We start from the raw sequence: 25064 nt of genomic DNA, 5'->3' as shown, positions 1-25064 counted from the left end.
CTCCAAAAGGAGGCAGCATCCATGAACATGTCTGACCCGTATCTATCTCGCTTTTTTGTATATTCTGACCCCAACTCCTCCAGCATGATTTACAGACTCCCCCAAAGCTGGTGGAGTCGCCCCTATGAGTATGAGTGGTGTCTTCAATTTATGTCCGGTCAAGATTCGGTGCTGGATGCAGCGTGTGGAATTCCACATCCATTCAAATTTGAGTTGGCCCGCCGTTGCGCTCAGGTCTATGCTTGCGATCTGGATATACGGATCGTTTCCGTGGATGCCATTTTGGCCGAGGTGCGGCGGGATATCGGAGAGGAGGCTGCCGAGCGCATTCAGGAGATTTTACCGGTTCGGCTCCACTCCGCACATGCCAATCTGACAGCTCTGCCTTATGAGGATGCCAGTTTTGACAAAATTGTATGTATTTCAGTGCTGGAACATTTAACACCTGAGGAGTCTTTGGCAGCCTTACATGAATTTCACCGGACCATACGCGATGACGGAATGCTTCTGCTGACGTTTGATTACCCTACAGTGGATCTATCAGCGATGGAGCAATGGATAGAGCAGGCGGGATTTTCGTATTGGAATGGTGTGGATCTCAACCTTCCAAGGGGTGCCTTACACACGGATATGTGGGGTGGTTTGCATTGTTTCAGGACTGTTTTAAAAAAATATAAGAGTTAGCGGTATGCGCAATGAGGTTTACACGGACCTCTCTTATTGCTTATCATGAGAGGGGTTAGAGTTGTAAACCTACATAGGAAAGGAATGACTGATAACTACATGAACAATGCACCTGTGTTGAAGAAACCTGAGGCTATGGTATTTGATATGGACGGTACACTTTTTCAGACGGAGACGCTATTGCTTCCTGCGTACCACAAGCTGTTTGATACGCTGCGCGCCGAAGGGCTTTATGAAGGAGAGACTCCTCCCGAGGAGCTTATTTTGAATAGTTTGGGCATGCTGCTGGATGAAATCTGGAGAAGAGTGATGCCGGAAGCCAGCGAAGCGGCCCATAGAAGAGCGGACGAGCTGCTGCTTCAGCTGGAACTGGAGGGATTGAAGAGCGGAAGTCATGCCCTGTATCCACAAGTAAAAGAAACACTCCAGGCCCTTCATGAGCAAGGTGTCCGATTGTTCGTAGCTAGTAACGGTCTGGAGGACTATGTAAAGGGGATCGCTGCTGCGTATGAAATGGTTCCCATTTTTGAAGGACTGTACAGCGCTGGGGAGTACAGCACGCTTTCCAAAGTGAATTTGCTGGAAATTCTATTGAGCAAGCACGATATTTCGAACGTATGGATGGTAGGAGATCGTTCCTCAGATGTGGAAGCAGGCAAAAAGAACGGACAGACGGTGATCGGTTGCGCTTATGCGGGATTTGGTGTGGACGATGAGTTGAAGGGGTCCGATGCGATTATTACAGACTTTACGCAACTGCTTACACTTTATAAAAACGCTGAGTAACTGTGAAACACAGGTTATTGGTTATAAATAGGCTCGACGCACCATATAATTAAACATGCTGTTACTGTCGGACAGATGAAAAAAAGAAAGGAAGGCAGCCACTTTACGCGGAGCCTTCCTTTGTCTTATTCTCTGTCTTATTCTCTGTCTTATTTTCTGCTTTATCTTCTGTTTTATCTTCTGCTTTGTGGTCAGCCTGAGGCTTTGGATTAATTTGTGTGTGGTAGACCCACAAGGCATATTCCATGGGCTTGGCGATGGAGCGGCGATAGGTTTCTTTTTCACCAATACGCGAAAAGACCTCACGGGCTGGCTTCGGGTTGACTTCCAGCACATATATATGACCGTGCTTATTAATTGCCAAATCGAGTGCAAGCTCACACAATGCCCCGTAGCTTTCTTCCAGATACGCAGCGATGTCCAGTCCGAGTTTTTCCCCTTGCTTGATGATTTTCTCTCTATGGCTTTCATCACGAATCCATTGCGTTAGCAATTGGCTCATCGGTACTGCCTTGCCTCCACCATGCAGGTTGGAAGTGACACTCCGATGCGCCCCGATGCGCCCGGCGCATCCGGTTAGCTCCCATACTCCTTGGCCATTTTTCTGTACCAGCATACGGTAATCATGGACTCTGCCATTCGGCAACTGCACAGGAATGCCTTCCTGAACAATGTAGTTATCCATGTTCCAGCTGCTCAGACGCGGCTCCAGACGGTCTAGACGTACCCGCTGCTGGGGAATGATATGGCGTTTGCGATTGCGGCCCTCAATCAGATACAGGCCTCCTTGCTTGTTAACAGGTTCAATACGTAAAATACCTCGGCCTCCCGTACCGTTAATCGGTTTGAGGTACACTAGTGAATTCTGTTTGAGCATCCGTTTGACACTATGAAATCCACTGAACAGCTCTGTTGCAGGCAAATGGGGGCGAAAGGCAGACCTTCTCGCAAGCTGCTGATGAATGACCCATTTGTTACTCAGGGGTCGGTTTAAATATACAAGGTCTGTGTATTGCAATCGGAACTGCTTCAACTGACGATATCGCTCACTGCGCTGTACCCGACAACGGTCGAAAATCATGTCTGGGAACTCTCGCCACTTTCGGCTCCATTTTCCGCTGTGTGGATCATAGATTTGGGCAAGGAGCAGCCTGCGATCCTTATGGACATCCGCAGGAGTGAATACATACATATCCAGTCCCAGCCGTTTCCCTTCTGCAATCATGCGCTCATATATGTCGCGTTCCTCTAATTGCTTCTTGTTGTTCAAATACAAAGTCATGATGCCTAGGACAGGTTTTGGCACAGCATTCCACCTTCCTCTGCCGTCTGCTTATCTTGGGATAACTCTCCGTGAAATATCAGCGTGGGTTTCCCGGTTGGTCCAGTCGTCATTTCATGCGCAACAAGCCCAGCGCGGAAACAGGTTTTGAGACTGGACATATTGTCGGCGGCTACGCTGCACGTCAGACGGCGCAGCTGTTTGAGCTGGGCGGACAGCAGTCTAGCGCCCAGTCTGCGGCCCCGGTAAAGCGGACGAACAATTACGATGCAAGCATCCTCCCCGTAATTCAGAGCGAGGGAAAATCCGGCAATCCGCAGCCCCTTCTCCGTGCGCACAAATGCACACAGGAGGGAGGAGCCAGGGGTGTTCAATTGCTCGGGCGTTAAAACGGCCAACTGCCGCAGAGCATTACGAGTAATGCGCATGCCCCCTGAGCTGCGGGCCAAAAACAGCAACTGTCGTCGTCTCAGCAGCCAGCTCCGGGCAGGCAAATGTTGAACATCGCTAATTTGCGGCATGATTCCACTTCCTTGATCATGATTTCATTCGTCCGGCCAAAAAGGAGCTGTACTGGAATATGCGTCTAAGCGACTTTTGGCGGATTTCCGGCTCGTCAAATTTCATTGGTTTGGCATTGGCCTCAAAAAACCAGAGGGTTCCGAGCGTATCCACGCCCAGATCCATGGACATTTCGCCATGAGAAAGACCGGATGCGCGTTCAATTTGACGTGCAATCTGTATGGCCGTACTTTTAACTTTGTTCAGTAGATCCGTGCTGTCCTCAGGCCCAAACAGTGAGGACAGTAGCTTGAAAGGGTCCTCTACACTCCCGCCACGCGGGACATGTGTGGTAATGCTCCCCTTACCGGCCAGTCTGGCACCGACTCCGGTGATACTCCAGGAGCCACGGATATTTTTTTGTACCAGGATACGCAGGTCGAAGGGTTTTTTCTGATAGGTTGCCAGATCGATACCCTGTTGAATGATATAAGGTGAGTTGCCTGCTTCCCGTCGGATACGTCCCCACAGCCGGGATAGCGATACAGATCTGTAGGTTACACTTTTTTTGTCATGCTGAATGGTCAGTCTGTAAGCCATTAGATGGTCTGGGAGGAATTTAAGAATCATAATCCCCTTTCCGGCCTTACCGTTTTCCGGCTTGAGATACAGGTATGGATACGTAGACAGCATTTTTCCTAAGGAAGACAGGTTGCTTAACCGTTTGGTTGCCGGAACAAGCTGACGAGTCGTTTCTGAGGTGCGCAACCACTTGAACAGTTCCCATTTGTTAAAAAAGCCTGGATTGTACAGCTCAATGCCCGAGGCATGTGAAATTTCATCCAACTTTGTGCGCACAGAGGTTTTAAGTTCATAATTACGGTTGGGGATGCGATTATAAATGACCTGTGGAGGTGGGAAATCCTGTTCCTCCCACGTCTGTAAGCTCTTGTTGAAGACATAGCCCTTAATCGTCTCATCTGCCAGTTTCAGGTCCCTGACGGTAACAATGTACACCTGATATCCCATCCGTGTTCCCGTTTCAAGAATATCCCTGAAATTGCGCTGATTTCCCTTGAAAAATTGCCCTTCGTCGTGCACTGTCAATACAGCAACGACTGGCTTATGCTCCGCCCGGGTATTCATAGTTCCTCTTTTCTGCGGAATTTACTGAGGTAAAGACAGTGGTCCAAAATATGCTCCACGGATGCTTTACCCTCCGCACGCAACGATGGATGCTGAAAAATGGATCGGCCTGGCTTGGAGTTGGCTTCAAACATCCATACCTTTTCATCCTGATCAATGCCCAGATCAAAGCCGATTTCGCCCAATAGATGCTGGTGATGGTGTTCAATGGCTTCAGCGAGCGTAACTGCTACGTTCTTGGCACGTTGAAGCACTTCACCCGCTCGGTCTCCGAATACCCGGTTCAACGCCTGTTCAGGTGTCATAAGGGAGCCGCCATTTTTGATATGGGTTGTGACACTGCCACGTCCGGCTTTTTTGGCTCCAATGCCGACGACGACCCACTGATTATTTCCATTTTTATGCATGTGAAACCGGAAATCAATCGGGCAATTGTCAATCTCGATCAGCTGGATACCCTGTTGAATGACATAACCTTTTAACATCTGTCCCTGATTGGAGTGAAGCATCCTGAGCATGGAATTAAAAGAGGCGAATTTTAGCAATACATTGCTACTTTTCTTACGGTACCTCACATAATATCCTTGCTTGGGAACATGGGACAGACGATAGATTCCTTTACCGAGACTGCCTCCACTTGGCTTGTAATAAGCAAATTGATGTCGCTCCAGCATACCTCGGATACGTTCAGAGCTGGGATTCATATATGATTCAGGGACATAGCGGTTAACATCTGGGTTATTCTCCAGCAGATTATAGATATCGGACTTATTGAAAAAGCTCCAGTTAAAAAAGGGAATTCGTTTGCGGGAAAAGCGTTCGCGTAGTTGATTGATCGCCGGGGAAAAATCAGAGCGACGGCTCGGCAAACGGTTATAGATCACGTCCGGCAAAGGTACAAGTTTACGTGTGAATTCCCCGCTGGATGACAGAAAATAGCCGTTAATCGTATCATTTTGCCAGTTGATATCCCGAGGGGTGAAGGCAAAAATATAAGATTTTTTGCTGCCTTCCCTCAGCAGTTGCTTAATAAAGCCTGTGCGCGATCCGAAAGGGCGAGTGGTGGAGGTGGTACCGTCAGACAGCACGCCAATCAACGGCCCTAGCTGTATATCACCATCCAGATTCCGCAAATAGATGGCCCCGCTTTTGGGAACACGGATTGCATTACGTAAGCCGGAGGTCAAGTATAGATGGCGTCCCGCCTTCTGAATTGGTTTTACAGTAGCGGGAATCTGATCCTTACCGAGCCGCAGACGAACGGACTTGGCTCCGGATAATTTAAGGCTTTTCAACAAGGCAGTGGATATATACGCCACCTTGTCGGGCTGCTGTGAGAAATGCACATTGCAATGCGTTAAACTCATCTGTTTATCCTCCTATACCGTATGTTCAAGGGAGGCGCCCGCGCCCTTTGGCCCTGTCGCTTTGGAATGGGTCATTAAATATCGAGCATATTCGAGCGGGCGGTTGACCGACTGGAAAGCGCACTCCGGCTGACGGGTCTGAAAAAAGGCGGCCCGACCAGGTCGGGAATTAACCTCCAATAGCCAGATGTTCCCGCTCTGGTCAATACCGTAATCAATTCCCAACTCGCCAAGGCGGCCATAACGTTCCTCAAGCGCCCTGGTAATGGTCGAGGACAGCGCCCTCATCTGCCCGATGATGAGACGCGTGGTGTCCGCGCCAAATTGTTCACGAAGGTATGGCTCAGCCGGATGGGCTTCGCCCCCACCGTGCAGATTAGAAGTCAGAGTTCCTTTTCTGCCTTCTCTTACAGCAAAGCCCGTCAGGCGCCAATGGCCGTTGCCATCCTTTTGCATGAGTGCGCGAACATCAAAGGGATGATTGCTTTGGCTTGTTAATTTCAAATAAGGCTGCACGATATAAGCGCGTTTGTGTGCAATTCCGTGGATCCATGACAATCCTGCATCCAATTCGGGAAACAAACGCCGGAACGGACGGTTACGGGAGTCTCTACCCTGTACAAGTAGTCCCTGGCCTCCTTCTGCCAGCCGGAGATACAGTGTGCTCTTGCCATGTGTTCCGGTCTGTGGCTTCATAAACAGCTCCGAATGGCGTCCTAGCCATTCCACAAGCTGAACCGTGTCCCGGTAAGGCGCCGTAGGCGGCACAAAAGGACGTACTTTATCTACCGCATGCAAAGCGCGATACACCTGCCATTTGCCAGGTAAGTTACGCGACCAGTAGATGAGCTTGCGCGAATTTTGCTCCGCCATGTCTTCCAGTGTGCGTCTGACATTCTGGCTCTCGTGGACATGGAGACAGCGGTTATACACAATATCCGGCAACGGAAAGCGGCCGGATGTCCATACTCCGTTACGATAAACATAACCTCGTATGGAGTGATCTTCAGGTGAAACTCCTTCGACGGTAAACGCCATTACGCTAAGATCAGAGCGCCTGCCCAACAGACTTAGCCTGCGGCAAAAATCGGCTTCGGTAATAGGGGGAGTGGCGGCCTGATTCCGGCTAACAAGCACGCCCAGCGTGCCTGGCACAACAAGAGACACCGACAACAGCTCCTTTGGCAGCCAGACTCTGGAAGAGATGAATTCATTTGAAGCCGGCTGAATAACAGCAGTATTCAATCATTTTTTTAACGGACGGGCGAGTTTTCTGATCATTTAACGGCGTGTTGTCATTCTTCGATGGCTTCGAATTGACCTCCAGCAACCAGATGCGCCCCGTGCTGTCTATTGCCAGATCAATACCAAATTCCGCGAAATGGGAGGGAATTGCTTTTTCTACTCCGCTTGCGATATCCAGTGCTGCTGTTTTGAGAGAGGTATGCCCATTCGATTTAACGGTTGCGGGCAGCGTGGTCTTGGCAAGTGCTTCCTTGACAGTACTCAGCGTGCCGCCTCTTGCCAGATTGGACACAAAGTGGCTTCCTCCGGCGATCCGAGCGACAATGGATGTTACGGTCCAGGTTCCGGACGAATTTTTCTGTACAAGCGCACGAAAGTCGACCGGACGCTTACCGTGATCAATCAAGGTAAGTCCCTGTTGGAGTTGAAAGCGTGTTGTTTTCATTTTTCCCGCCAAGCTTTTGTACAGCTTATCGACGTTGGCATACGTTTGCTTGCGGGGTGTGCCCGCTGTTGTGGATAGCACCGAAAAGGTGCCATCGGTTTGCTTGTTAATGCGCATTATGCCTTTACCCAGGCTTCCGCGCACTGGCTTGAGAAAAACAGCGGGATACTGGTTGCACATTTTTTTGAAAACAACAAAAGTTTGCAGCAAGTGGGACTCGGGTAAATACTTGCGCAGGGAAGAATTTGATTTAAGCGCATCAAATACTTCATTCTTATCCAAAAACTTTTCGTTAAAAATAGTCGTGCCGTACTGCGATTTTACTTCTTTCATGAAATGCTGTACGCTAGTTCTGTTCTCGAGTTTACGGGAGGTAAGACGATTATTGACGACATCGCCGGCGGGCATGACCGTCTTTTTCCAGCCTCCGTCATACACCCATCCCTGAACTCGCCCGGGCTGACTTCCGATATGCTCCGGGGTGAAGAAATACACATATGCTCCTTGTCTGCGGCATTCCCCGACTAGTTCACGGCAGAACAGGGTGATCGACCCGAAAGGCTTGTCGGGCTGTTCGGGATAGTCCCGACTGACCAGCACGCTAATAAGTGGGCCCACTCGAAGTGTCCGGCGACCTCGGCTGTAGGTTACTCGCAGATCACAATTGGCATGAAGCCCCATTTTTCGGGCTAGCACGCTTCCCACACGTAGGCCGCTATAGCGGGGCACCGATATGACGGTAACCTCTTGGCGGAACGAACCGAAGGCGAGCTGAACGGGGTGGCCAGCGGATATTTTCCATTTGTGAAGCAAGGACTCGCCGACCATGAGTACGTCATCCTGCAAGATGCCCGATCCGATGATTTGAATCGTTGTTTTTTTGATGGACATCGTGGATCTCCTTCCGGGCAGCAACTTGATGTCTTGAAAGTAACGGGAAACGTGAATGGGCTGTAATAGCACTGATTCATCATATGAGGACATATATCCCTTGGTGATTGACGGACAATGTGAAATGTTGACACTAAACTTGTATTGGAGGAATAAACAATCATGAACATCTACGACAAAGCCCATGATTTAGCGAAAGCATTGAAGGAAAGCAAAGAGGTAGAGGAAATTACGTCAGCGATGAAGCTGATCGAAACCGATCCAGAAGCCAAGAAAATGCTCGACGATTTCCGTGAACGCCAAATGGAAGTACAACAACGCATGATGAGCGGCGATATGCCAGCACAGGAAGAGATGGAAAAGATGGAGAAGCTGTTCGAGGTGTTAAGTTTGAATCTCAACATCCGTCGCCTGTTCGACGCTGAACGTCGCCTGAGCGTGATTATTGAGGACGTTAACAAAATTATTGCAGACAGCCTTCAAGATTTGTACGGTTCATCTCTGTAAGTTTGTCTCATATTCCTTCCTGTCCTCTCATAGACTAGATACATAGAGTCACAGGGAGAGGAAGGGATACGATTGGGTTCTTTTAAAAGATGGAAACATGGTTTGTATACACTGATTGCGCTGGCTATGGTCTTGGTCGCGTTACCACGCATCTCGCTTGCAGGCGGTTTGAACTGGGTCAACGGCTTTGGGATAGTATGGGTACTTTTTGCGCTGCTAGTCATCGGAGCGAACATGCATTTTTTGCTGGGTGTGGATGAGGAAAAGCGCAAAACGCTGGAGCGTGTACGGCGGGCCAAAATGCAGCAGTGGCAGATGAAATGGGATGAAAAAGCTGACAAAGGCAGCATGCAGTGAGTTTTTTTTCAGCTTGTCTTGGGCTGGCCTACCAGATTACAAATCAATCATAGTAAGAAGCGGTCCTTGTGAAGAGGGGATCGCTTTTTTGCTATTTCCGAAGCAGAGAACTCAAAATGAACAAAGGTCTAAAATAAAGGGTTTTTGTGCTATAATAGATACAGAATGATACAGATTGAACGTTGGGGGTGTAACAGAGTTGGACGGGCTAGATGAAACAGTTACGAAGCATGAGCAGCTATTGCGACATATCGAGCAGTTGAAAATAGGCTCCAAAATTTCTGTGCGCAGGTTGGCTAAAGAAATGAGCGTCAGCGAAGGAACGGCCTATCGGGCCGTGAAGGAAGCTGAAAACCTAGGAATTGTCATTACCAAGGAACGGATCGGAACAGTACGAGTGGAGAAGCGCCCGCGCGGCTTGTCCGAGCAGCTGACCTTTGCAGATGTCGTGAATATTGTAGAGGGACATGTGCTGGGCGGAAGTGAGGGGCTGGAGAAGCCTTTGCACAAGTATGTGATCGGAGCGATGCGCGAGGAAGCTATGGCTCGTTATATTGACGCAGGTAGTTTGCTGATCGTAGGTAACCGTGAGGATGCGCATTCACTTGCATTGGAGCAGGGGGCAGGTGTGCTGATTACAGGGGGCTTCGGTACGAGCCGAGAGGTTAAGCAGCTCGCAGACAAGATCAGTCTGCCAATTATTTCCTCACGCCATGATACTTTTACAGTGGCATCTATGATTAATAGAGCCATATTTGACCGCTTGATCAAAAAGAAAATTATGCTGATTGAAGATATTGCGGCAGGCAAACCGAAAACGTTGACCTTGAAAATCAACAGCACACTTACCGAGTTTGAAGAACTTTCGGTGACGACCGGACATCATCATTTTGCAATCGTGGATGAATGGAATCGTTTAATTGGTATCGTCAGCCGCAAAGATGTGGAGGGGCTTCAACCTGAGCACACGATGGATAAATGTCTGATCCGCAATCCGATAACGGTCACCTACCAGACCTCGCTGGCTTCAGCCGCGCAAATGATGGCGTGGGAAGGTGTGGATTATTTGCCGGTCGTGGACCGCAACCGCAAGCTGCTCGGGTCCGTTACACGGCGTGAGGTGCTGGAGGCGCTGCGTAACGCCCAAAAGCAGCCGCAACTTGGCGAGACGTTCGACCAGCTGATCTGGAACGGGTTTGCTGAGGAGCGTAATGAGGACGGATCGTTATTTTTTCGCGGGTTTATCATTCCGCAAATGGCGACCAATTTAGGTACGATCTCGGAAGGCGTACTGGTCAACGTGATGACACAAGCGGGCTACCGGGCAGCTAGAGACATGAGCGGCAAAGATTATGTGCTGGACAATTTGACGACATATTTTATTAGACCCGTACAGATAGAAGATGCTGTCGTTCTTCGTCCGATGCTGCTCGAGATGAGTCGCCGTACCTGCAAGCTAGAAATTGCAATTTCACGGGAAAATCATTTGGTATGCAAAGCAGTGATGACGCTTCATTCCATTGAACATGGTTAGTCTACAATGGATCGGAGTAAGGTGTGAAGTCGAATAGATCGACTAGTGGCTTTCAGGCAATCTTTCTTTTGCTTCCAGCCAAATTTGCAGCACGCCTTCCATTACAAGCATCGTTTTGACCTGGATCGTATACTCCTTGTCACGAACGGTGTATTTTTTTTGGTGCAGCAACATACGTACCAGCTTGCTGTCAGAGTCAATCTCGAACATATCTCTGCCGCGCAGCACCTCCAGATCACGACTGACACGGCGAAGAAGTTCCTTCAGGTTGATAGAATCAATTTTTTCGGCCGAAGCTTCCTCCGCGATCAGCTTGATTTCTTTGACAACGGTTTGGCGCTTGCTGTATTTGCGCAATGTTTTGTTGTCCTCCTCGGCTTGCTGGAGCTGGAATTGGAGATCCTGGTTGTTCGTCCATAGCTGATTGAAGCTGGCATGCCAGATGACGTTGTAGATCATGCCTCCCGTAATCATACCGAGTACAAAGACGGAGGACAATTGCATAAAAGGACGCAGGCGCTCAAAAGGGGGAACTCTCATAGTCGTTTCACCTCACGGTCGTCCGTTGCCGCATACCCACTTGACCAGCTCTGCACCCATATGAGCGCCTAAAAAGGCGAAAATCAAATACAATATCTGCTTAATGGCAGGTGACAAATTACCATCCAACATATTGCTTTCAATGACCCGGATCGGGTCCATCGTTCCCCCCACAGCGGCAGCAAGCGCCCATATTTTAATTCTTCCGGCAACCTCTAGCATCGTCTGGGTGGGCGGCTGAAGCGATACCACAGCTCCCATTCCGCCGAGCATGGCTCCACCGAGCACGATGCCGAAAGCAATGAAGAAGTCGAGAATCGCTTTGGATATAAAAGTGCTCATGCTCTTTTCCTCCTTAGGTATACGAATCAAGACCGCGCTTGTCCGCCGAGGTCTGTACTTTTATTCTATGGGCGCTACTAACGCGGATATGATAAAATAGTTTGAAGAAAATCAAGCGGTGAAAGGAAGAGAAGCGCATGAGTTCATTTGTGCATTTGCATGTTCATAGCGAGTACAGCCTGCTGGACGGCGCGGCTCGTACCGCGGAGTTGGTCAAACAGGCATCAGCTTATGGAATGAAGGCGCTGGCCCTTACAGATCACGGGGTCATGTACGGTGCCATTCCTTTTTATAGAGCGTGTGTAGAGAACGGCATTAAGCCGATTATTGGGTGTGAGGCCTATATGACGGCAGGATCGCGCAAGGAGCGTGGCAGCCGCAAGGATCAGCCCATATATCATTTAATTTTGCTCGCCAAAAATAAAACAGGCTATCAAAATCTGATGAAGCTGTGCTCCATCGGCCATTTGGAGGGCTTTCACTATAAGCCGCGCATCGACATGGAGGCTTTGGCTGCTCATCACGAAGGCATCATATGCCTGAGCGCTTGTTTGGGCGGTGAAGTGCCGCAGCATTTACTGCATGGTCGGGAAGCCGAGGCACGACGAGCAGCGGAACGATATCGTAACATTTTTGGCGATGATTTTTATCTGGAACTCCAGGATCATGGTCTTTCGGAGCAAAAACGTGTAAATCCTCTCTTGATCGCACTGGCGAAGGAACTGGATATTCCACTGGTCGCGACGAATGACGTGCATTACTTGACTGAGCCAGATGCGGACGTGCAGGATGTTCTGATCTGTATCGGGACAGGAAAGACAGTTGACGATGAGGAGCGTTTGCGTATACCAACACGTCAGTTGTATCTGAAAAGTCAGGAGGATATGGCTCGTTTATTCCCGCATGTGGCAGAAGCCATCGCCAACACGGTGCGTATTTCTGAAAAATGCGAACTGGAGCTGGAATTCGGTCAATCCATTTTACCTGAATATCGCCCGCTGCCGGAAGGAATGACCTCTTCGTCCTATTTACGCAATCTGTGCGTGCAAGGGCTGGAGCGTCGCTATGGAAGCGATTCCGGATGGAAGCAGCCGGAGGAACGGGAAAGGCTGAACCAACGGCTAAACTATGAGTTGAATACCATTGACAGTATGGGTTTCAGCGATTATTTCCTGATTGTATGGGATTTTATTGCCTTCGCACATAAGCATAAGATTGCAACGGGACCAGGGCGTGGTTCCTCAGCAGGCAGTTTGGTTGCCTATGTGCTTAACATCACGAATGTCGATCCGATGAAATACAATCTTCTCTTTGAACGGTTTCTGAATCCCGAACGAATTAGTATGCCGGATATAGATATCGATTTTAGTGATGAGCGGCGTGACGAGGTTATTGACTATGTAGTACAGAAGTATGGAAATGAGCATGTAGCGCAAATTATTACCTTTGGAACGCTGGCGGCAAGAGCCGCTGTCCGTGACGTCGGCCGTGTATTGAACGTGCCGTATGGCGAGGTGGACAAGGCAGCCAAGCTGATTCCGGCGCAGCTAGGTATTAATATCCGTCATGCGCTGGAAATTACCCCGGAGCTGAAAACGCTATATGAAACGAAGCACAAGACACGTGAACTGTTGGATATGGCGATCAAGGTTGAAGGAATGCCTCGTCATGCTTCGACACATGCAGCGGGTGTTGTCATTTCGCGGACTCCATTGACCGATGCGGTTCCGCTGCAAGAGGGGAGCGAAGGAGTACCTTTGACGCAGTACTCGATGGAAAATCTAGAGCGCATTGGTTTGCTTAAAATGGATTTCCTTGGGCTGCGTACGCTCTCCATTATTGAACGGTGCATACACTGGATTGCGGAAGAGCATGGAGACACGCCTGATTTTAGCCGTATTCCCGATAACGATCCCCATACCTATGACTTGCTGGGCAAAGGAGATACAGGAGGTGTATTCCAGCTGGAGTCGGCCGGTGTACGCCGGGTACTCAAGGATTTGAAGCCGAGTGTATTTGAGGATATCATTTCTGTCCTGGCTTTGTATCGTCCGGGTCCAATGGGTTTTATTCCTAACTTTATACAGGCCAAGCATGGTCAGATCGAGATTTCTTATCCGCATCCTGACTTGGAACCGATCTTAAAGGATACGTACGGTATTATTGTGTATCAGGAGCAAATCATGCAGATTGCTTCGCGCATGGCGGGCTTTTCCCTGGGAGAAGCCGATCTGTTGCGCCGGGCTGTGTCCAAGAAAAAGCGCGAAGTGCTGGATCTGGAGCGCGGACATTTTGTTGAAGGCAGTATCAAGCAGGGATACACGGAGGAGGAGGCCGGCAGGGTTTACGATATGATTGTTCGTTTTGCTGACTACGGCTTCCCGCGTGCTCATGCAGCTGCTTATGGTGTGCTAGCATTTCAGACGGCTTATCTAAAGGCACATTATCCAGTACAATTCATGGCTTCAATGCTGACGGCGGTGATGGGAAGTCATCGGAAAGTGGCTGAATATGTCGTCGAATGCCGTCGTATGGATATCGCAGTGTTGCCGCCTGATGTAAATGAAAGCAGGGTGCTGTTTACTCCATTACAGCAAGGAAGCATCCGTTTCGGCCTGGCTGCAATTAAAAATGTTGGCACACAGGCGATGGAGAGCATTCTCGCTGTTCGCAAGGAACGGCCTTTCGACAGCCTGCTCGATTTTTGTCGACGTGTCGATTTGCGAGTATGTAATAAGAGAGTAATTGAATCGCTTATTCAGGCAGGGGCCTTTGACTCATTGACGGGTCATCGGGCACAGTTGCTTGCCATGCTGGATGAAACGGTGGATGCAGCCGTCAAGTGGCGCAAGGAACGGGATGACTTGCAAATTGATATGTTTGGTTTTGTGGAAATGCCCAATTGGGATATCGAATACCCCAATGTACCCAAATTCAGTGCCAGCCAGCAGTTAGAGCTGGAACGTGAACTGCTGGGACTGTATTTATCCGGGCATCCGTTGGATGATTTTGAGTCGCTGTTGGAAAACAGCGAGGCGGATCGTCTGATGGAGCTGGGCGATGTGCCAGATGAAACGGTTGTTGTGACCGCAGGCATGGTAGTGTCACTCAAAACGATTACGACCAAGCAGGGTAAGGCTATGGCCTTCATTGAGCTGGAGGATCAGATTGAGCGCTGTGAGGTTGTGTTGTTTCCTGAGGTGTGGAAGCGGAGCCAGCAGTGGATTGAAAAGGGGGCTTTGCTTACGCTTCGAGCCAAGATGCAGCAGCAGGACGAGCACTTCAAGCTCCTTGCGGATGAGACCGCCCCGCTGGCGGAAGACTCGCTGGCACGGCTCCTCCAGCGCCGACGTGCCAGTACGCGCTCGTCCGCCGCAGCTGGAGCATCCTTACCAGCTGCTGGTTCTGCCGCTGGCGGCCCAGGCGGGAGCGCGTCGCGTGTGTCGTCCCCGCCTTCGGCAGCCACTGCATCTGCTTCGCCTCAATCGAAGGTGGCTCCCCCCGTGGCGGCGGCTTCACCGCGCGGAGTCGAAGCGGCTCGCGGTGAGCAGGTGCCGGTCCCGCGTAACTCGGAGCAGACCACTCGTCAGCGGGTGTTTGTCAAAATCACCCGCCAGGCCGAGGAGGACGCCAGCTTGTTGGTCAGTCTCAAGGCGCTGCTACAGGAGCATCCCGGTGCTATGCCTACCGTACTTTTTTATGAGAGCAACCAGCGTCTGCTGGCGTTGAGCGATGCTTACAGTATTAAGCCCTCTCCTCAGCTTTTTGATCAAATGGAGTCGATGTTGGGTGAAGGCACGGTGAAAGTCAAATAATAGGTACACAGTAACCCGCCCTTATTGTAACGGTTTAATGAACATTTTCCTTCCCTCCCGCATACACTTGGAAAACTGGCGGAACAGGGGTTCAACACGCACCCTGCACCATAAGGTCCCGCACGGTGAAAGAATAGAACTGCACGGTGAAAGCGGGAGGGAAATTATGTCCTATGAATATGCAGAAACTTTGCTAAATCGCAGAGGCATTCGTATCGAGTCCATTGCGGACATTGTTTTTCAGCTTCAGCTAAAATATTATCCTCATTTGACGATGGAAGAATGTATAGACAGTGTCAAAGCGGTTTTGCAAAAGCGCGAGGTTCAATATACGTTGCTCACAGGCATTGCGCTCGATGAATTGGCTGAAAAAAAACTTCTCCCTCAGCCGCTGCAAGCCATTATGGAGGCAGACGAACCGCTGTACGGAGTGGACGAGACACTAGCTCTTGGAATTACGAGTGTGTACGGCATGATTGGCTTAACCAGTTTTGGTTATCTGGATAAGGAAAAGACGGGGATTATCGAACAGCTGAACCAAAAAGGCAGTGGCATTCATGTGTTTTTAGACGATCTTGTCGCCGGACTGGCTGCCGCTGCTTCTTCGCGAATTGCACATCGGAGTCTCCATGCCAAGCATTATCCTGCATCATTGGACGCTTAGTTGACCTGTGTAAACAGAGTTGATGATTTTCTAGGCCCTCCGACGGAACTTAAATGATCAGGAGGGCTTTTGTTGCGGGAAAAAAGTAAGGTATGTTATCATGAGTCTATTATATGGGCTCAAAACTTGAGGCTTAGGGGGTAGAAACAAGGCATGTGGACGGTGATTTATATTGCACCGACGGCCAGACTGGCTGACATGATTAAGCTCAAACTGTCTGAAGAAGGTTTTATGGTGCAGGCCCGGGCCATCAGCGCATCCAAGCAACAGTTTGAGATACTTGTGCCTTCGGGTGAAGTCGAAGAAATTCAGGAAGTGCTTAATTCGATTTTGCGCCCTTGAGTCCGGAACGGCGGAAGTGATACAGCAGCATGAGTGGAACAAAGGATGCACGATCGGCGGTAATGTTTTAGGAACAGGCGTTGACGTGTGTATGAACATAATGCTTAGAGGTGCCGCATAGACGGTAGAGGACCTTGTATCGGTTACGGCTGACAAATAAACGGCTGGAGAGGTGTAGTTGTGTTTAAAGATTTATTCCAAAAGAAGCGTAAATACGCGACCATCCCTTCGGAACGGGCGCTGAGCGGCGATCAAGCGGACATGCCGGATCGTCCCAAACGGGAAATTCCCGAAGGTCTTATGACCAAATGTGGCAAGTGCGGAAGTATTCAATACAGCAAAGAACTAGAGAAAAATTTGAAAGTGTGTCCGGTGTGCGGATACCATATGCGTTTGAATGCAATGGATCGTATTCGCATGGTGCTCGACGAAGACACGTTTACGGAATATGATGCCGATATGATTTCGGTTGACCCGCTGGACTTTCCGGGATATGCGAGCAAGCTGGAGCAACAGACCCTGAAATCTGGCTTGCGAGAGGCTGTCGTTACGGGCGACGGCCTTATTTATGGACACCCTGTTGTCGTTGCTGTGATGAGCTTTGACTTTTTTACTGGTAGTATGGGTTCAGTCGTAGGAGAGAAAATTACGCGCGCCATTGAGCAAGCAATAGACAAGCGTCTGCCGCTAATAATTTTCTCGACTTCCGGCGGGGCACGTATGCAGGAAAGTATTTTAAGCTTGATGCAGATGGCAAAAACAAGTGCTGCTCTTGCTCGTCTGGATGAGCAGGGATTGCTGTATATTTCTGTTATCACCGACCCGACTACAGGTGGAGTATCCGCTAGCTTTGCTACGCTTGGAGATATTAATATCGCAGAGCCAGGAGCTGTATTCGGTTTTGCAGGGCGTATTGTAATTGAACAGACAATCAGACAGAAGCTGCCGGATGATTTTCAAACTTCCGAATTTAATTTGCAGCACGGACAATTGGATATGGTTGTACATCGCAAGGAACTGCGCGATACCCTTGGGCAACTGCTTGATCTACACAGTGTGAAAGGGGAGGAATAGATGGCTGGCGAATTGCCTTATGAAAAGCCCCTGGTCGAGATGCGACAGAAGATCGAAGAACTCAAGCAATTCGGACAGGATAAGCAAATTGATTTTACAGATGAAATCAACCGTCTCGAGGAACGTTATCTCGAGATGGAAGAAGAAATATATTCGAACATTACAGCACCACAAAAAATGCATTTGGCTCGTCATCATCAAAGACCAACATCTCTTGATCTGATAGAGCAGGTGTTTACGGATTTTATTGAATTACACGGCGACCGCTTGTTTGGAGATGATTTGGCGGTTGTAGGCGGGATTGCCAAGCTGAATGGTATTCCGGTGACCGTCATTGGCCAGCAGCGTGGTAAGGATACGAAAGATAACATTGCACGTTTTTTTGGTAGTGCCCATCCGGAAGGATTCCGTAAAGGCTTGCGTCTGATGCAGCAGGCTGAGAAATTTAAACGCCCTATTATTACATTCATTGATACGAAGGGCGCTTATCCGGGTAATACAGCAGAGGAGAGAGGTCAATCGGAAGCGATTGCCCGCAACTTGCGGGAGATGGCAAAGCTTTCGGTGCCTGTTATTTGTGTGGTCATCGGCGAGGGTGGAAGCGGCGGTGCGCTTGCGTTTGCAGTCGGTAACCGTGTGCTGATGCTGGAACATGCCATTTATTCGGCCATTTCTCCAAACGGTGCAGCCTCGATTCTATGGAAAGATGCTTCCAAGGCCGATCAGGCAGCTGAAGCCATGAAGATTACGGCTAATGACCTCCTTCGCATGGAAATTATCGAGGATATTGTGCCGGAGCCGAAAGGGGGCGCGCATCGTAACTATGAAGTGACCGCTGCCGCAATCAAGGAGCTATTGGAACGTCATTTGGCGGAACTTACCAATATGAGCTGCGATGAATTGAGGGAAGATCGGTATCAGAAATTCCGAAAAATAGGTCAATACACCTTCTTGAAGTCTTCGGAAACTGAACCTATGTTGTAATACGCTGTAAACGGGTAACAATAAATATGACGAACTTCCTATACAAATAGGAAAAAGTGTAGTAGATTTAATTGTTGGAAAAAGATATAAAGAGTAGCACCTTTGAAAACGGAGGAAAAACCCAAATGCGCAAAACTAAGATTGTATGTACCATCGGTCCTTCCAGTGAGTCATTGGAAAATGTGAAGAAACTGATTTTGGCTGGTATGAACGTAGCCCGCCTGAATTTCTCTCACGGTGATTTCGAGGAGCATGGCAACCGGATTAAAAACATCCGTCAAGCTTGTAAGGAGCTTAACAAAAATGTTGCTATTTTGCTCGATACGAAGGGGCCGGAAATCCGGACAGGAAAGCTCGAAGTTGAACCTATTGAGCTTGTTCAGGACGAGTTCATTACGCTGACAACGGAAGAAATTCTCGGTACGCAAGATCGTATTTCTATTACGTACAAAGATCTTCCCTCGGACGTGGAGCCCGGCTCCACCATTCTGATCGACGATGGTCTGATCGGACTCACCGTTATTGAAGTATCAGGCACTGAAATCAAATGCCGCATTGTCAATGGCGGAACGATCAAAAGCAAGAAGGGCGTTAACGTTCCAGGCGTTGCAATTTCTTTGCCTGGTATTACGGAGAAAGATGCTAATGATATCATTTTCGGCATTGAGCAGGACATTGATTTCATCGCGGCTTCTTTTGTTCGTAAAGCAAGTGATGTACTGGAAATTCGTGAATTGCTGGCGAAACACAACGCAAGTCATATTCAAATCATTTCCAAAATCGAAAATCAGCAAGGTGTGGACAACCTGGACGAAATTTTGGAAGCTTCGGATGGCCTGATGGTTGCCCGTGGTGACCTTGGTGTGGAAATTCCTGCTGAAGAAGTACCTCTGGCGCAAAAATTGATGATTAACAAATGTAATGTAGCTGGCAAGCCTGTTATTACGGCAACACAAATGCTGGATTCCATGCAACGTAACCCGCGTCCGACTCGTGCGGAAGCAAGTGACGTGGCGAATGCTATTTTTGACGGAACAGATGCAATTATGCTGTCCGGCGAAACAGCTGCGGGTAAATATCCAGTAGAATCCGTATTGACAATGTCACGTATTGCAGAAAAAGCTGAGTCCTCTCTGAACTACCGTGATTTGTTCAAAAAACAAAGAACGGCTCAAGAGATTAGTATCACAGAAGCAATCAGCCAATCCGTTTCTATTTCTGCACTTGACTTGCATGCTAAAGCGATTCTGACGTCCACACAAAGCGGAACAACGGCGCGTATGATTTCTAAATACCGTCCAGAAGCTCCGATTATTGCTGTGACAACACAGGAAAGAACAGTTCGCCGTTTGGCTCTGATCTGGGGCGTACATGCAGTACAAGGCAGACCAATCGTTGACACAACAGACAGTCTGTTTGACAACGCGCTGGAAGGTGGTCGCAAATCTGGCCTCGTTAAAGAGGGCGATTTGGTTGTGATTACTGCGGGCGTACCTCTTGGTGATTCCGGTTCTACGAACCTGATCAAAATTAGCTGCGTTCCAGCACAAGCGTAATTAAAGCCTCCGTGAAATAATACCGAGGCTGTATGTATCGTTACAACAAGCAAAAGAGCATTCAAGTCAATAAGACTTGGATGCTCTTTTTTATGTTCTCTAGCTTTTTATTTCTAGTCCTTCTTGTCGTATGAAATCAAGGAATGCCTGTTGCATTAAGTTCATGTGTGTATCTTGTTGATACACGATGTTTATTTGATAATGGCTCCTTTTGTTATCAGCCTCGGGATAAGGAAGCCACTCCACCGAGGAAGCAGCATTTTCATGATTATCGACTCCGCTTGCAGGAAAGAAGGCAAGCGCCTCTCCGCCGCTTACGACTTGCTTTACCGCTTCCCAAGAGTTGATTTCCAGATGGGGCTTAACTAGCGAGGAGTACAGATCTACAACGGATGAACCGCTATATTTTACCCATGTGTGCTTGTCCAGCATATCGGTTCCATCGAACTCCTCTAATTTGACTTCAGGTGCACGTGCAGAACGGATAACTCCTACTTGATCTGAAGCCACTGGCTCTGCCACTGTATACTCTGGAAGAGATCCTCTATCGTCGAGAAAAGCAAAATCAATTTCCCCCTGTTTCAGTAGCTGCCTAATTGCATCCGGGGATTGAATCTCTAACTGAATACGACAATCTGGATACCGCTCAGCAAACTTAGCCATCAAAGTGGGGAGGAGATACGTACCTGATATCGACTCAGCACCTAGATGTAATTGACCCTGTGACTCTTCTGTCAGTTCATCTACAGCTTGTCTAGCTTCTTGCTCCAGAGAGATGATTTGCTTTGCGTAAGGTAATAATTTTTTTCCAGCTTCCGTTAGCATAATCCTGCCTTGTTGAAGAGAGAATAGGGAAACACCCATTTCCTTTTCCAAGCTTTTCATATGAAAGCTGACGGTAGGTTGTTTGACTTGCAAAGCTTCGGCCACATCCGTCGCCTTATGGAATTTGTCGATCAGCATCAAGATACGCAATTTTAGAATATTCATGGAATCCAACAGCTCTCCTTATATGTCCATTCATATATGAATTTCAAACTATAGATTAATTATATACCGAAAAATAATTTATCTATCAATATTTTATATTTGTTTTACAAAACCACGTCGTTCGTCTAACATTCCAGGCCTACAATGTAAAAGTGTTGATGGTCATAAATAAAAAACCGTCACTTAACTAAGGGGAGGACAATAAAAAATGTTGAAAAAATGGCCGTTCATTCTGATGACTCTCACCATGGTATTTGCACTTGCAGCTTGTGGATCAGGTAACAATGCTGCACCACAAGGAGAAGCTGCTACAGGAACAGACAATAAAGCAGCTGCTGAACTGACAGGAAACATTCTGGCTGTGGGCTCCACTGCACTTCAACCATTGGTAGAGCAAGCGGGACAAAAATTTATGGCTGTCGATAAATATAAAGGCATTGCAGTTCAAGTACAGGGCGGCGGTAGCGGTACTGGCTTGACTCAGGTTTCCGGCGGACAAGCGGACATCGGTAACTCCGACGTGTTTGCAAAAGAAAAACTGGAGAGCGGTGCAGATGAGCTGGTCGATCACCAAGTAGCTGTTGTAGCCATGTCAGCGGTAGCGAATCCTAAAGTAGGCGTTACAGACCTGAAAAAAGATCAATTGGTACAAATCTTCACAGGTAAAATCACAAACTGGAAAGAAGTTGGCGGTGCGGATCAAAAAATCGTTATTGTAAACCGTCCAAGCAGCTCCGGTACTCGTGCAACATTTGAAAAATACGCATTGGGACAAAAAACAGAAGATCTGCCGGGCTCCATTCAAGAAGATTCCTCCGGTACTGTGAAAAAGCTGATTGCTGAAACACCGGGTGCGATTGGTTATCTGGCTCTGTCCTACATCGACAACACAGTAACTGCTTTGAAATACGATGGCGTTGAAGCTAACGTTGAAAATGTAGAACAAGGTAAATATCCAGTATGGGCTTACGAGCATATGTACACTAAAGGTGAGCCAAAAGAGCATGTGAAAGCATTCCTGGACTACATTCTGTCAGATGAAATCCAAAAAACGGATGTCGTAGACTTGGGATACATTCCAGTATCAGGTATGCAAGTGAAACGTGATGCTGACGGTAATATCACGAAATAAGGAGAGTCACACCTCCTGTTCGATGAACGCAGCTAACGCGAGTATATTCACGAAGAAGAGGCGGACTAGCGTCCGGCCTCTATTCTTCGGTTAAAGGAGTTACAGTATGGGACCAATTGAAGGGAAGGCATACATGGAACAGAATAAACGATCCCGAGTTATGAAAGAAAGACATTACTGGGAAGAATGGACCGGCCGCATATATACGTCGGTTTGTGTCGTTTTTTTAGTTGCGGTTATTGTCTCCATCGTATATTTTGTTGCCTCCAAAGGTGTAGCTACATTTGCGGTGAATGGAGTCAGTCTGCGAGAGTTTTTCTTTGGAACCAAATGGAGTCCGGATGGCGAGCCTAAGTCCTTCGGCGCACTTCCGTTTATTACGGGTTCTTTTGCAGTAACCATACTGGCGGCTTTAATTGCCAGTCCGCTCAGCTTATGTGCGGCTTTATTTATGACGGAAATTGTGCCGAAATCGGGTAAGCGTATCCTTCAACCCGCGATTGAATTATTATCCGGTATTCCGTCTGTTGTATATGGCTTTGTCGGCTTGACCGTAATCGTCCCGCTGCTACGGAACGTGTTTGGAGGACAAGGCATCGGCATTCTGGCAGGCTGCCTAGTGTTGTCAGTCATGATTTTGCCGACGATTACGAGTATTATGGCGGATGCGTTGTCTTCCTTGCCGGGGGGGCTACGTGAATCCTCTTATGCTTTGGGTGCTACCCGCTGGCAGACAATTGCTCGTGTTATTATTCCGACGTTGTTGCCTGCTCTTTTAACAGGAATTATTCTCGGTATGGCTCGTGCCTTCGGAGAAGCGTTGGCTGTACAGATGGTAATCGGGAATGCTCCGCACATACCGCATTCCTTGCTGGAATCCGCTTCGACCTTGACCAGTGTCATTACACTTAGCATGGGGAATACAGCGATGGGCTCTGTTCATAACAATGCTCTCTGGAGTATGGCGCTTGTTCTTCTGCTCATGACATTCATTTTCGTGCTGCTGGTAAGGCTGCTTGAAAGGAGAAACCGGGTTTGATGAAAGCTAAAACGACCGACAAGATCGCTACATTTGTAATCTGTTTCTTCGCCTTGTTCATTGTTGCACTTTTGGTGGGATTACTGGGCTTCATTTTGGCCCGCGGAGTCAGTCATATTTCTTTTGACTTTCTAACCAGTGCTCCCCAAACATTACGTGCAGGCGGTGGCATTGGACCACAATTATTTAATTCCGTATTTTTGTTAATCTTAACTTTGATTATCACCATTCCGATTGGCTGGGGCGCAGGTATTTACATGGCGCAATATGCAAAGCCGGGAAAAATTACGGACTTTATACGACTTGTTGTCGAAGTATTGTCCTCGTTCCCGTCTATCGTCATCGGATTGTTTGGACTACTACTTATCGTAAATACGTTTGATTTTGGCTTTTCCCTCTTATCAGGAGCCTTGGCTTTGGCCGTATTTAACCTGCCGCTGATGGTTCGCACAACGGAGCAGGCTTTCCGAGCTGTACCGAAGGAGCAAAAGGAAGCTGGACTTGCGCTTGGATTGTCCAAGTGGAAAATCATTACCTCCATTTTGTTGCCAGCTGCGCTGCCAAGCTTGATTACGGGTACCATTTTGGCCGCAGGCCGTATTTTCGGGGAAGCCGCAGCATTGCTGTTTACAGCAGGGATGAGTACGCCGCCGCTTGATTTTACTGATTGGAATCCATTGCATGCTAGATCGCCTATTAACCCGATGCGACCTGCTGAGACATTGGCTGTTCATATTTGGAAGGTCAATAGTGAGGGGATTGCTCCTGACTCCAAAGATATTGCTGCAGGCGCTTCTGCCGTACTGGTGCTGCTTGTGCTTGCATTCAACTTGAGTGCAAGATGGTTCGGAAGAGTTGTATACCGCCGTCTGACAGCTGCCAAACGTATGGATTAGAAAGGGGATGGAGAACAATGGAACATGTGATTACGCGAACGGCAAAAACCGCCGCACCAGCAACATCCGTTCAGTCTACGCGTTCGGAACAGCTTGTGGGGCAACCGCCGCATCCGTTCAGTACTGAGGATTTGAGTATTTATTATGGCAGCTTTGAGGCTGTGAAAAAAGTGAATCTAGCCTTTCCCGAGCAGACAGTGACTGCCCTGATCGGGCCTTCCGGCTGCGGTAAATCGACCTTTTTGCGCTCCCTTAATCGGATGAATGATGAGATTGCATCTTCCTCTACAACGGGACACATCTGGATGGATGGACAGGATTTGACGGCACCGGAAACGGACGTGATCAAGCTGCGTCAGCAAATTGGCATGGTGTGGCAGCGTCCCAACCCTTTTTACAAATCCATTTACAATAATATCGCCTTCGGTCCTAAATATCGTGGGGTGCGCAAGAAGAAACAGCTTGATGAAATCGTCGAAAGCAGCCTGCGTAAAGCAGCATTATGGGATGAGGTCAAGGATCGCCTTCACGACTCCGCTCTAGCGCTGTCTGGCGGGCAACAGCAGCGGCTTTGCATTGCACGTGCTCTATCCGTTCAACCGAAAATTCTGTTACTTGACGAGCCAGCTTCAGCGCTGGACCCTGTGTCTACAGGCAAGGTAGAAGAGCTTATTACCGAATTGAAAAAAGAATTGCGCATCGTTATTGTGACGCACAATATGCAGCAGGCTGCACGAATTTCCGATTATACTGCTTATTTTTATATCGGAAGTCTGGTTGAACATGGGAAAACGAACGATATTTTCACGAATCCTGAAAATGAGCTGACTCAGGAGTACATCATGGGTCGATTTGGTTAAGCGATGTTGCTCATCGACCTACTTTATATTAGCTTTACGTAAAATCCTCTTACTAATCCGGCATTAGTAAGAGGATTTTTATTGT

24 protein-coding genes are annotated in these 25064 nt (G+C 48.4%); 15 read left to right on the top strand and 9 right to left on the bottom strand.

From position 1 onward, the window contains the following. Positions 1-21: 21 nt before the first annotated feature. Positions 22-684 carry a class I SAM-dependent methyltransferase gene (locus tag JOD82_RS19690; protein WP_069011210.1) on the top strand — a complete coding sequence of 221 codons (663 nt, stop codon included), beginning with the start codon at positions 22-24 and terminating at the stop codon, positions 682-684. An 84-nt stretch (positions 685-768) separates the two neighbouring features. After that, a complete protein-coding gene (locus JOD82_RS19685; protein ID WP_081317560.1) occupies positions 769-1470 on the top strand; it encodes an HAD family hydrolase in 702 nt (233 codons plus the stop codon). A gap of 103 nt (positions 1471-1573) precedes the next feature. Here the strand turns inward: JOD82_RS19685 and JOD82_RS19680 are convergent, their stop codons facing one another. The 6 genes from JOD82_RS19680 to JOD82_RS19655 are packed head-to-tail and all read right to left on the bottom strand — an operon-like array spanning position 1574 to position 8347. After that, positions 1574-2776 (bottom strand): YheC/YheD family endospore coat-associated protein, encoded by a 1203-nt coding sequence (locus JOD82_RS19680; RefSeq protein WP_165145276.1) that lies wholly within the window; start codon positions 2774-2776, stop codon positions 1574-1576. Further along, on the bottom strand, positions 2758-3273 hold the full coding sequence (locus JOD82_RS19675) for a GNAT family protein (RefSeq protein WP_069011207.1): 516 nt from the start codon (positions 3271-3273) through the stop codon (positions 2758-2760). Before JOD82_RS19675 ends, JOD82_RS19680 begins: the two co-directional genes overlap by 19 nt. A gap of 16 nt (positions 3274-3289) precedes the next feature. After that, positions 3290-4399, bottom strand: coding sequence for a YheC/YheD family endospore coat-associated protein (locus tag JOD82_RS19670; protein ID WP_029516604.1), 1110 nt, complete (start codon positions 4397-4399; stop codon positions 3290-3292). After that, positions 4396-5766 carry a YheC/YheD family endospore coat-associated protein gene (locus tag JOD82_RS19665; RefSeq protein WP_029516605.1) on the bottom strand — a complete coding sequence of 457 codons (1371 nt, stop codon included), beginning with the start codon at positions 5764-5766 and terminating at the stop codon, positions 4396-4398. Before JOD82_RS19665 ends, JOD82_RS19670 begins: the two co-directional genes overlap by 4 nt. Before the next feature lie 12 nt (positions 5767-5778). Next, positions 5779-6933, bottom strand: coding sequence for a YheC/YheD family endospore coat-associated protein (locus tag JOD82_RS19660; RefSeq protein ID WP_209949836.1), 1155 nt, complete (start codon positions 6931-6933; stop codon positions 5779-5781). A 43-nt stretch (positions 6934-6976) separates the two neighbouring features. Then, a complete protein-coding gene (locus tag JOD82_RS19655) occupies positions 6977-8347 on the bottom strand; it encodes a YheC/YheD family endospore coat-associated protein (protein WP_209949835.1) in 1371 nt (456 codons plus the stop codon). Positions 8348-8509: 162 nt separating this feature from the next. Here JOD82_RS19655 and JOD82_RS19650 point away from each other — a divergent pair, with 162 nt between their 5' ends. From JOD82_RS19650 to JOD82_RS19640, 3 genes are all read left to right on the top strand, one after another. Continuing rightward, positions 8510-8854, top strand: a complete 345-nt coding sequence (locus JOD82_RS19650) for a YlbF/YmcA family competence regulator (protein WP_013309578.1) — start codon at positions 8510-8512, stop codon at positions 8852-8854. Between the two features lie 72 nt (positions 8855-8926). Then, positions 8927-9211: a hypothetical protein gene (locus tag JOD82_RS19645; RefSeq protein WP_029516608.1), complete on the top strand. Its 285-nt coding sequence runs from the start codon at positions 8927-8929 to the stop codon at positions 9209-9211. A 199-nt stretch (positions 9212-9410) separates the two neighbouring features. Then, entirely contained in the window at positions 9411-10745 is a 1335-nt protein-coding gene (locus JOD82_RS19640) for a DRTGG domain-containing protein (RefSeq protein ID WP_029516609.1), read from the top strand. A 42-nt stretch (positions 10746-10787) separates the two neighbouring features. Here JOD82_RS19640 and JOD82_RS19635 read toward each other — a convergent pair whose 3' ends face one another. Both JOD82_RS19635 and JOD82_RS19630 read right to left on the bottom strand, forming a co-directional pair. Next, positions 10788-11285: a sporulation membrane protein YtrI gene (locus JOD82_RS19635; RefSeq protein WP_039269883.1), complete on the bottom strand. Its 498-nt coding sequence runs from the start codon at positions 11283-11285 to the stop codon at positions 10788-10790. A 12-nt stretch (positions 11286-11297) separates the two neighbouring features. Then, entirely contained in the window at positions 11298-11627 is a 330-nt protein-coding gene (locus JOD82_RS19630) for a YtrH family sporulation protein (protein WP_013309582.1), read from the bottom strand. A 137-nt stretch (positions 11628-11764) separates the two neighbouring features. Between JOD82_RS19630 and JOD82_RS19625 the strand changes: the two genes are divergently transcribed. From JOD82_RS19625 to pyk, 6 genes are all read left to right on the top strand, one after another. Beyond that, on the top strand, positions 11765-15442 hold the full coding sequence (locus tag JOD82_RS19625; protein WP_209949834.1) for a DNA polymerase III subunit alpha: 3678 nt from the start codon (positions 11765-11767) through the stop codon (positions 15440-15442). A gap of 166 nt (positions 15443-15608) precedes the next feature. Next, on the top strand, positions 15609-16106 hold the full coding sequence (locus JOD82_RS19620; RefSeq protein WP_023987905.1) for a phosphatidylglycerophosphatase A family protein: 498 nt from the start codon (positions 15609-15611) through the stop codon (positions 16104-16106). Between the two features lie 153 nt (positions 16107-16259). After that, entirely contained in the window at positions 16260-16448 is a 189-nt protein-coding gene (locus tag JOD82_RS19615) for a hypothetical protein (protein WP_013309585.1), read from the top strand. A gap of 180 nt (positions 16449-16628) precedes the next feature. Then, entirely contained in the window at positions 16629-17522 is an 894-nt protein-coding gene (accD, locus tag JOD82_RS19610) for an acetyl-CoA carboxylase, carboxyltransferase subunit beta (protein ID WP_029516612.1), read from the top strand. After that, entirely contained in the window at positions 17523-18506 is a 984-nt protein-coding gene (locus tag JOD82_RS19605; RefSeq protein WP_039269886.1) for an acetyl-CoA carboxylase carboxyltransferase subunit alpha, read from the top strand. Positions 18507-18631: 125 nt separating this feature from the next. Then, on the top strand, positions 18632-20062 hold the full coding sequence (pyk, locus tag JOD82_RS19600; protein WP_165145285.1) for a pyruvate kinase: 1431 nt from the start codon (positions 18632-18634) through the stop codon (positions 20060-20062). Positions 20063-20161: 99 nt separating this feature from the next. Here pyk and JOD82_RS19595 read toward each other — a convergent pair whose 3' ends face one another. Continuing rightward, positions 20162-21052, bottom strand: coding sequence for a LysR family transcriptional regulator (locus tag JOD82_RS19595; RefSeq protein ID WP_165145288.1), 891 nt, complete (start codon positions 21050-21052; stop codon positions 20162-20164). A gap of 208 nt (positions 21053-21260) precedes the next feature. Here JOD82_RS19595 and JOD82_RS19590 point away from each other — a divergent pair, with 208 nt between their 5' ends. From JOD82_RS19590 to pstB, 4 genes are all read left to right on the top strand, one after another. Next, complete coding sequence (locus JOD82_RS19590) at positions 21261-22184, top strand: phosphate ABC transporter substrate-binding protein (RefSeq protein WP_029516616.1); 924 nt, start codon at positions 21261-21263, stop codon at positions 22182-22184. 106 nt (positions 22185-22290) lie between these two features. Continuing rightward, positions 22291-23223, top strand: a complete 933-nt coding sequence (gene pstC / locus JOD82_RS19585; RefSeq protein WP_029516617.1) for a phosphate ABC transporter permease subunit PstC — start codon at positions 22291-22293, stop codon at positions 23221-23223. After that, positions 23223-24119 (top strand): phosphate ABC transporter permease PstA, encoded by an 897-nt coding sequence (pstA, locus tag JOD82_RS19580; RefSeq protein WP_023987910.1) that lies wholly within the window; start codon positions 23223-23225, stop codon positions 24117-24119. Before pstC ends, pstA begins: the two co-directional genes overlap by 1 nt. Positions 24120-24136: 17 nt before the next feature. After that, complete coding sequence (pstB, locus tag JOD82_RS19575; protein WP_039269891.1) at positions 24137-24979, top strand: phosphate ABC transporter ATP-binding protein PstB; 843 nt, start codon at positions 24137-24139, stop codon at positions 24977-24979. Positions 24980-25064 lie beyond the last annotated feature (85 nt).

The sequence above is a fragment of the Paenibacillus sp. 1182 genome, assembly GCF_017833915.1.
GTDB classification, from domain to species: domain Bacteria; phylum Bacillota; class Bacilli; order Paenibacillales; family Paenibacillaceae; genus Paenibacillus; species Paenibacillus polymyxa_D.
This window is presented reverse-complemented; position numbering and strand designations above follow the sequence as displayed.

Bases quoted from the DNA above. Each gene is read 5' to 3' on its own strand.
- JOD82_RS19690 (WP_069011210.1), top strand. From the start codon at position 22: ATGAACATGTCTGACCCGTATCTATCTCGCTTTTTTGTATATTCTGAC.
- JOD82_RS19685 (WP_081317560.1), top strand. From the start codon at position 769: ATGACTGATAACTACATGAACAATGCACCTGTGTTGAAGAAACCTGAG.
- JOD82_RS19675 (WP_069011207.1), bottom strand. From the start codon at position 3,273: ATGCCGCAAATTAGCGATGTTCAACATTTGCCTGCCCGGAGCTGGCTG.
- JOD82_RS19670 (WP_029516604.1), bottom strand. From the start codon at position 4,399: ATGAATACCCGGGCGGAGCATAAGCCAGTCGTTGCTGTATTGACAGTG.
- JOD82_RS19665 (WP_029516605.1), bottom strand. From the start codon at position 5,766: ATGAGTTTAACGCATTGCAATGTGCATTTCTCACAGCAGCCCGACAAG.
- JOD82_RS19655 (WP_209949835.1), bottom strand. From the start codon at position 8,347: ATGTCCATCAAAAAAACAACGATTCAAATCATCGGATCGGGCATCTTG.
- JOD82_RS19650 (WP_013309578.1), top strand. From the start codon at position 8,510: ATGAACATCTACGACAAAGCCCATGATTTAGCGAAAGCATTGAAGGAA.
- JOD82_RS19635 (WP_039269883.1), bottom strand. From the start codon at position 11,285: ATGAGAGTTCCCCCTTTTGAGCGCCTGCGTCCTTTTATGCAATTGTCC.
- JOD82_RS19630 (WP_013309582.1), bottom strand. From the start codon at position 11,627: ATGAGCACTTTTATATCCAAAGCGATTCTCGACTTCTTCATTGCTTTC.
- JOD82_RS19625 (WP_209949834.1), top strand. From the start codon at position 11,765: ATGAGTTCATTTGTGCATTTGCATGTTCATAGCGAGTACAGCCTGCTG.
- JOD82_RS19620 (WP_023987905.1), top strand. From the start codon at position 15,609: ATGTCCTATGAATATGCAGAAACTTTGCTAAATCGCAGAGGCATTCGT.
- JOD82_RS19615 (WP_013309585.1), top strand. From the start codon at position 16,260: ATGTGGACGGTGATTTATATTGCACCGACGGCCAGACTGGCTGACATG.
- JOD82_RS19605 (WP_039269886.1), top strand. From the start codon at position 17,523: ATGGCTGGCGAATTGCCTTATGAAAAGCCCCTGGTCGAGATGCGACAG.
- pyk (WP_165145285.1), top strand. From the start codon at position 18,632: ATGCGCAAAACTAAGATTGTATGTACCATCGGTCCTTCCAGTGAGTCA.
- JOD82_RS19595 (WP_165145288.1), bottom strand. From the start codon at position 21,052: ATGAATATTCTAAAATTGCGTATCTTGATGCTGATCGACAAATTCCAT.
- JOD82_RS19590 (WP_029516616.1), top strand. From the start codon at position 21,261: ATGTTGAAAAAATGGCCGTTCATTCTGATGACTCTCACCATGGTATTT.
- pstC (WP_029516617.1), top strand. From the start codon at position 22,291: ATGGGACCAATTGAAGGGAAGGCATACATGGAACAGAATAAACGATCC.
- pstA (WP_023987910.1), top strand. From the start codon at position 23,223: ATGAAAGCTAAAACGACCGACAAGATCGCTACATTTGTAATCTGTTTC.
- pstB (WP_039269891.1), top strand. From the start codon at position 24,137: ATGGAACATGTGATTACGCGAACGGCAAAAACCGCCGCACCAGCAACA.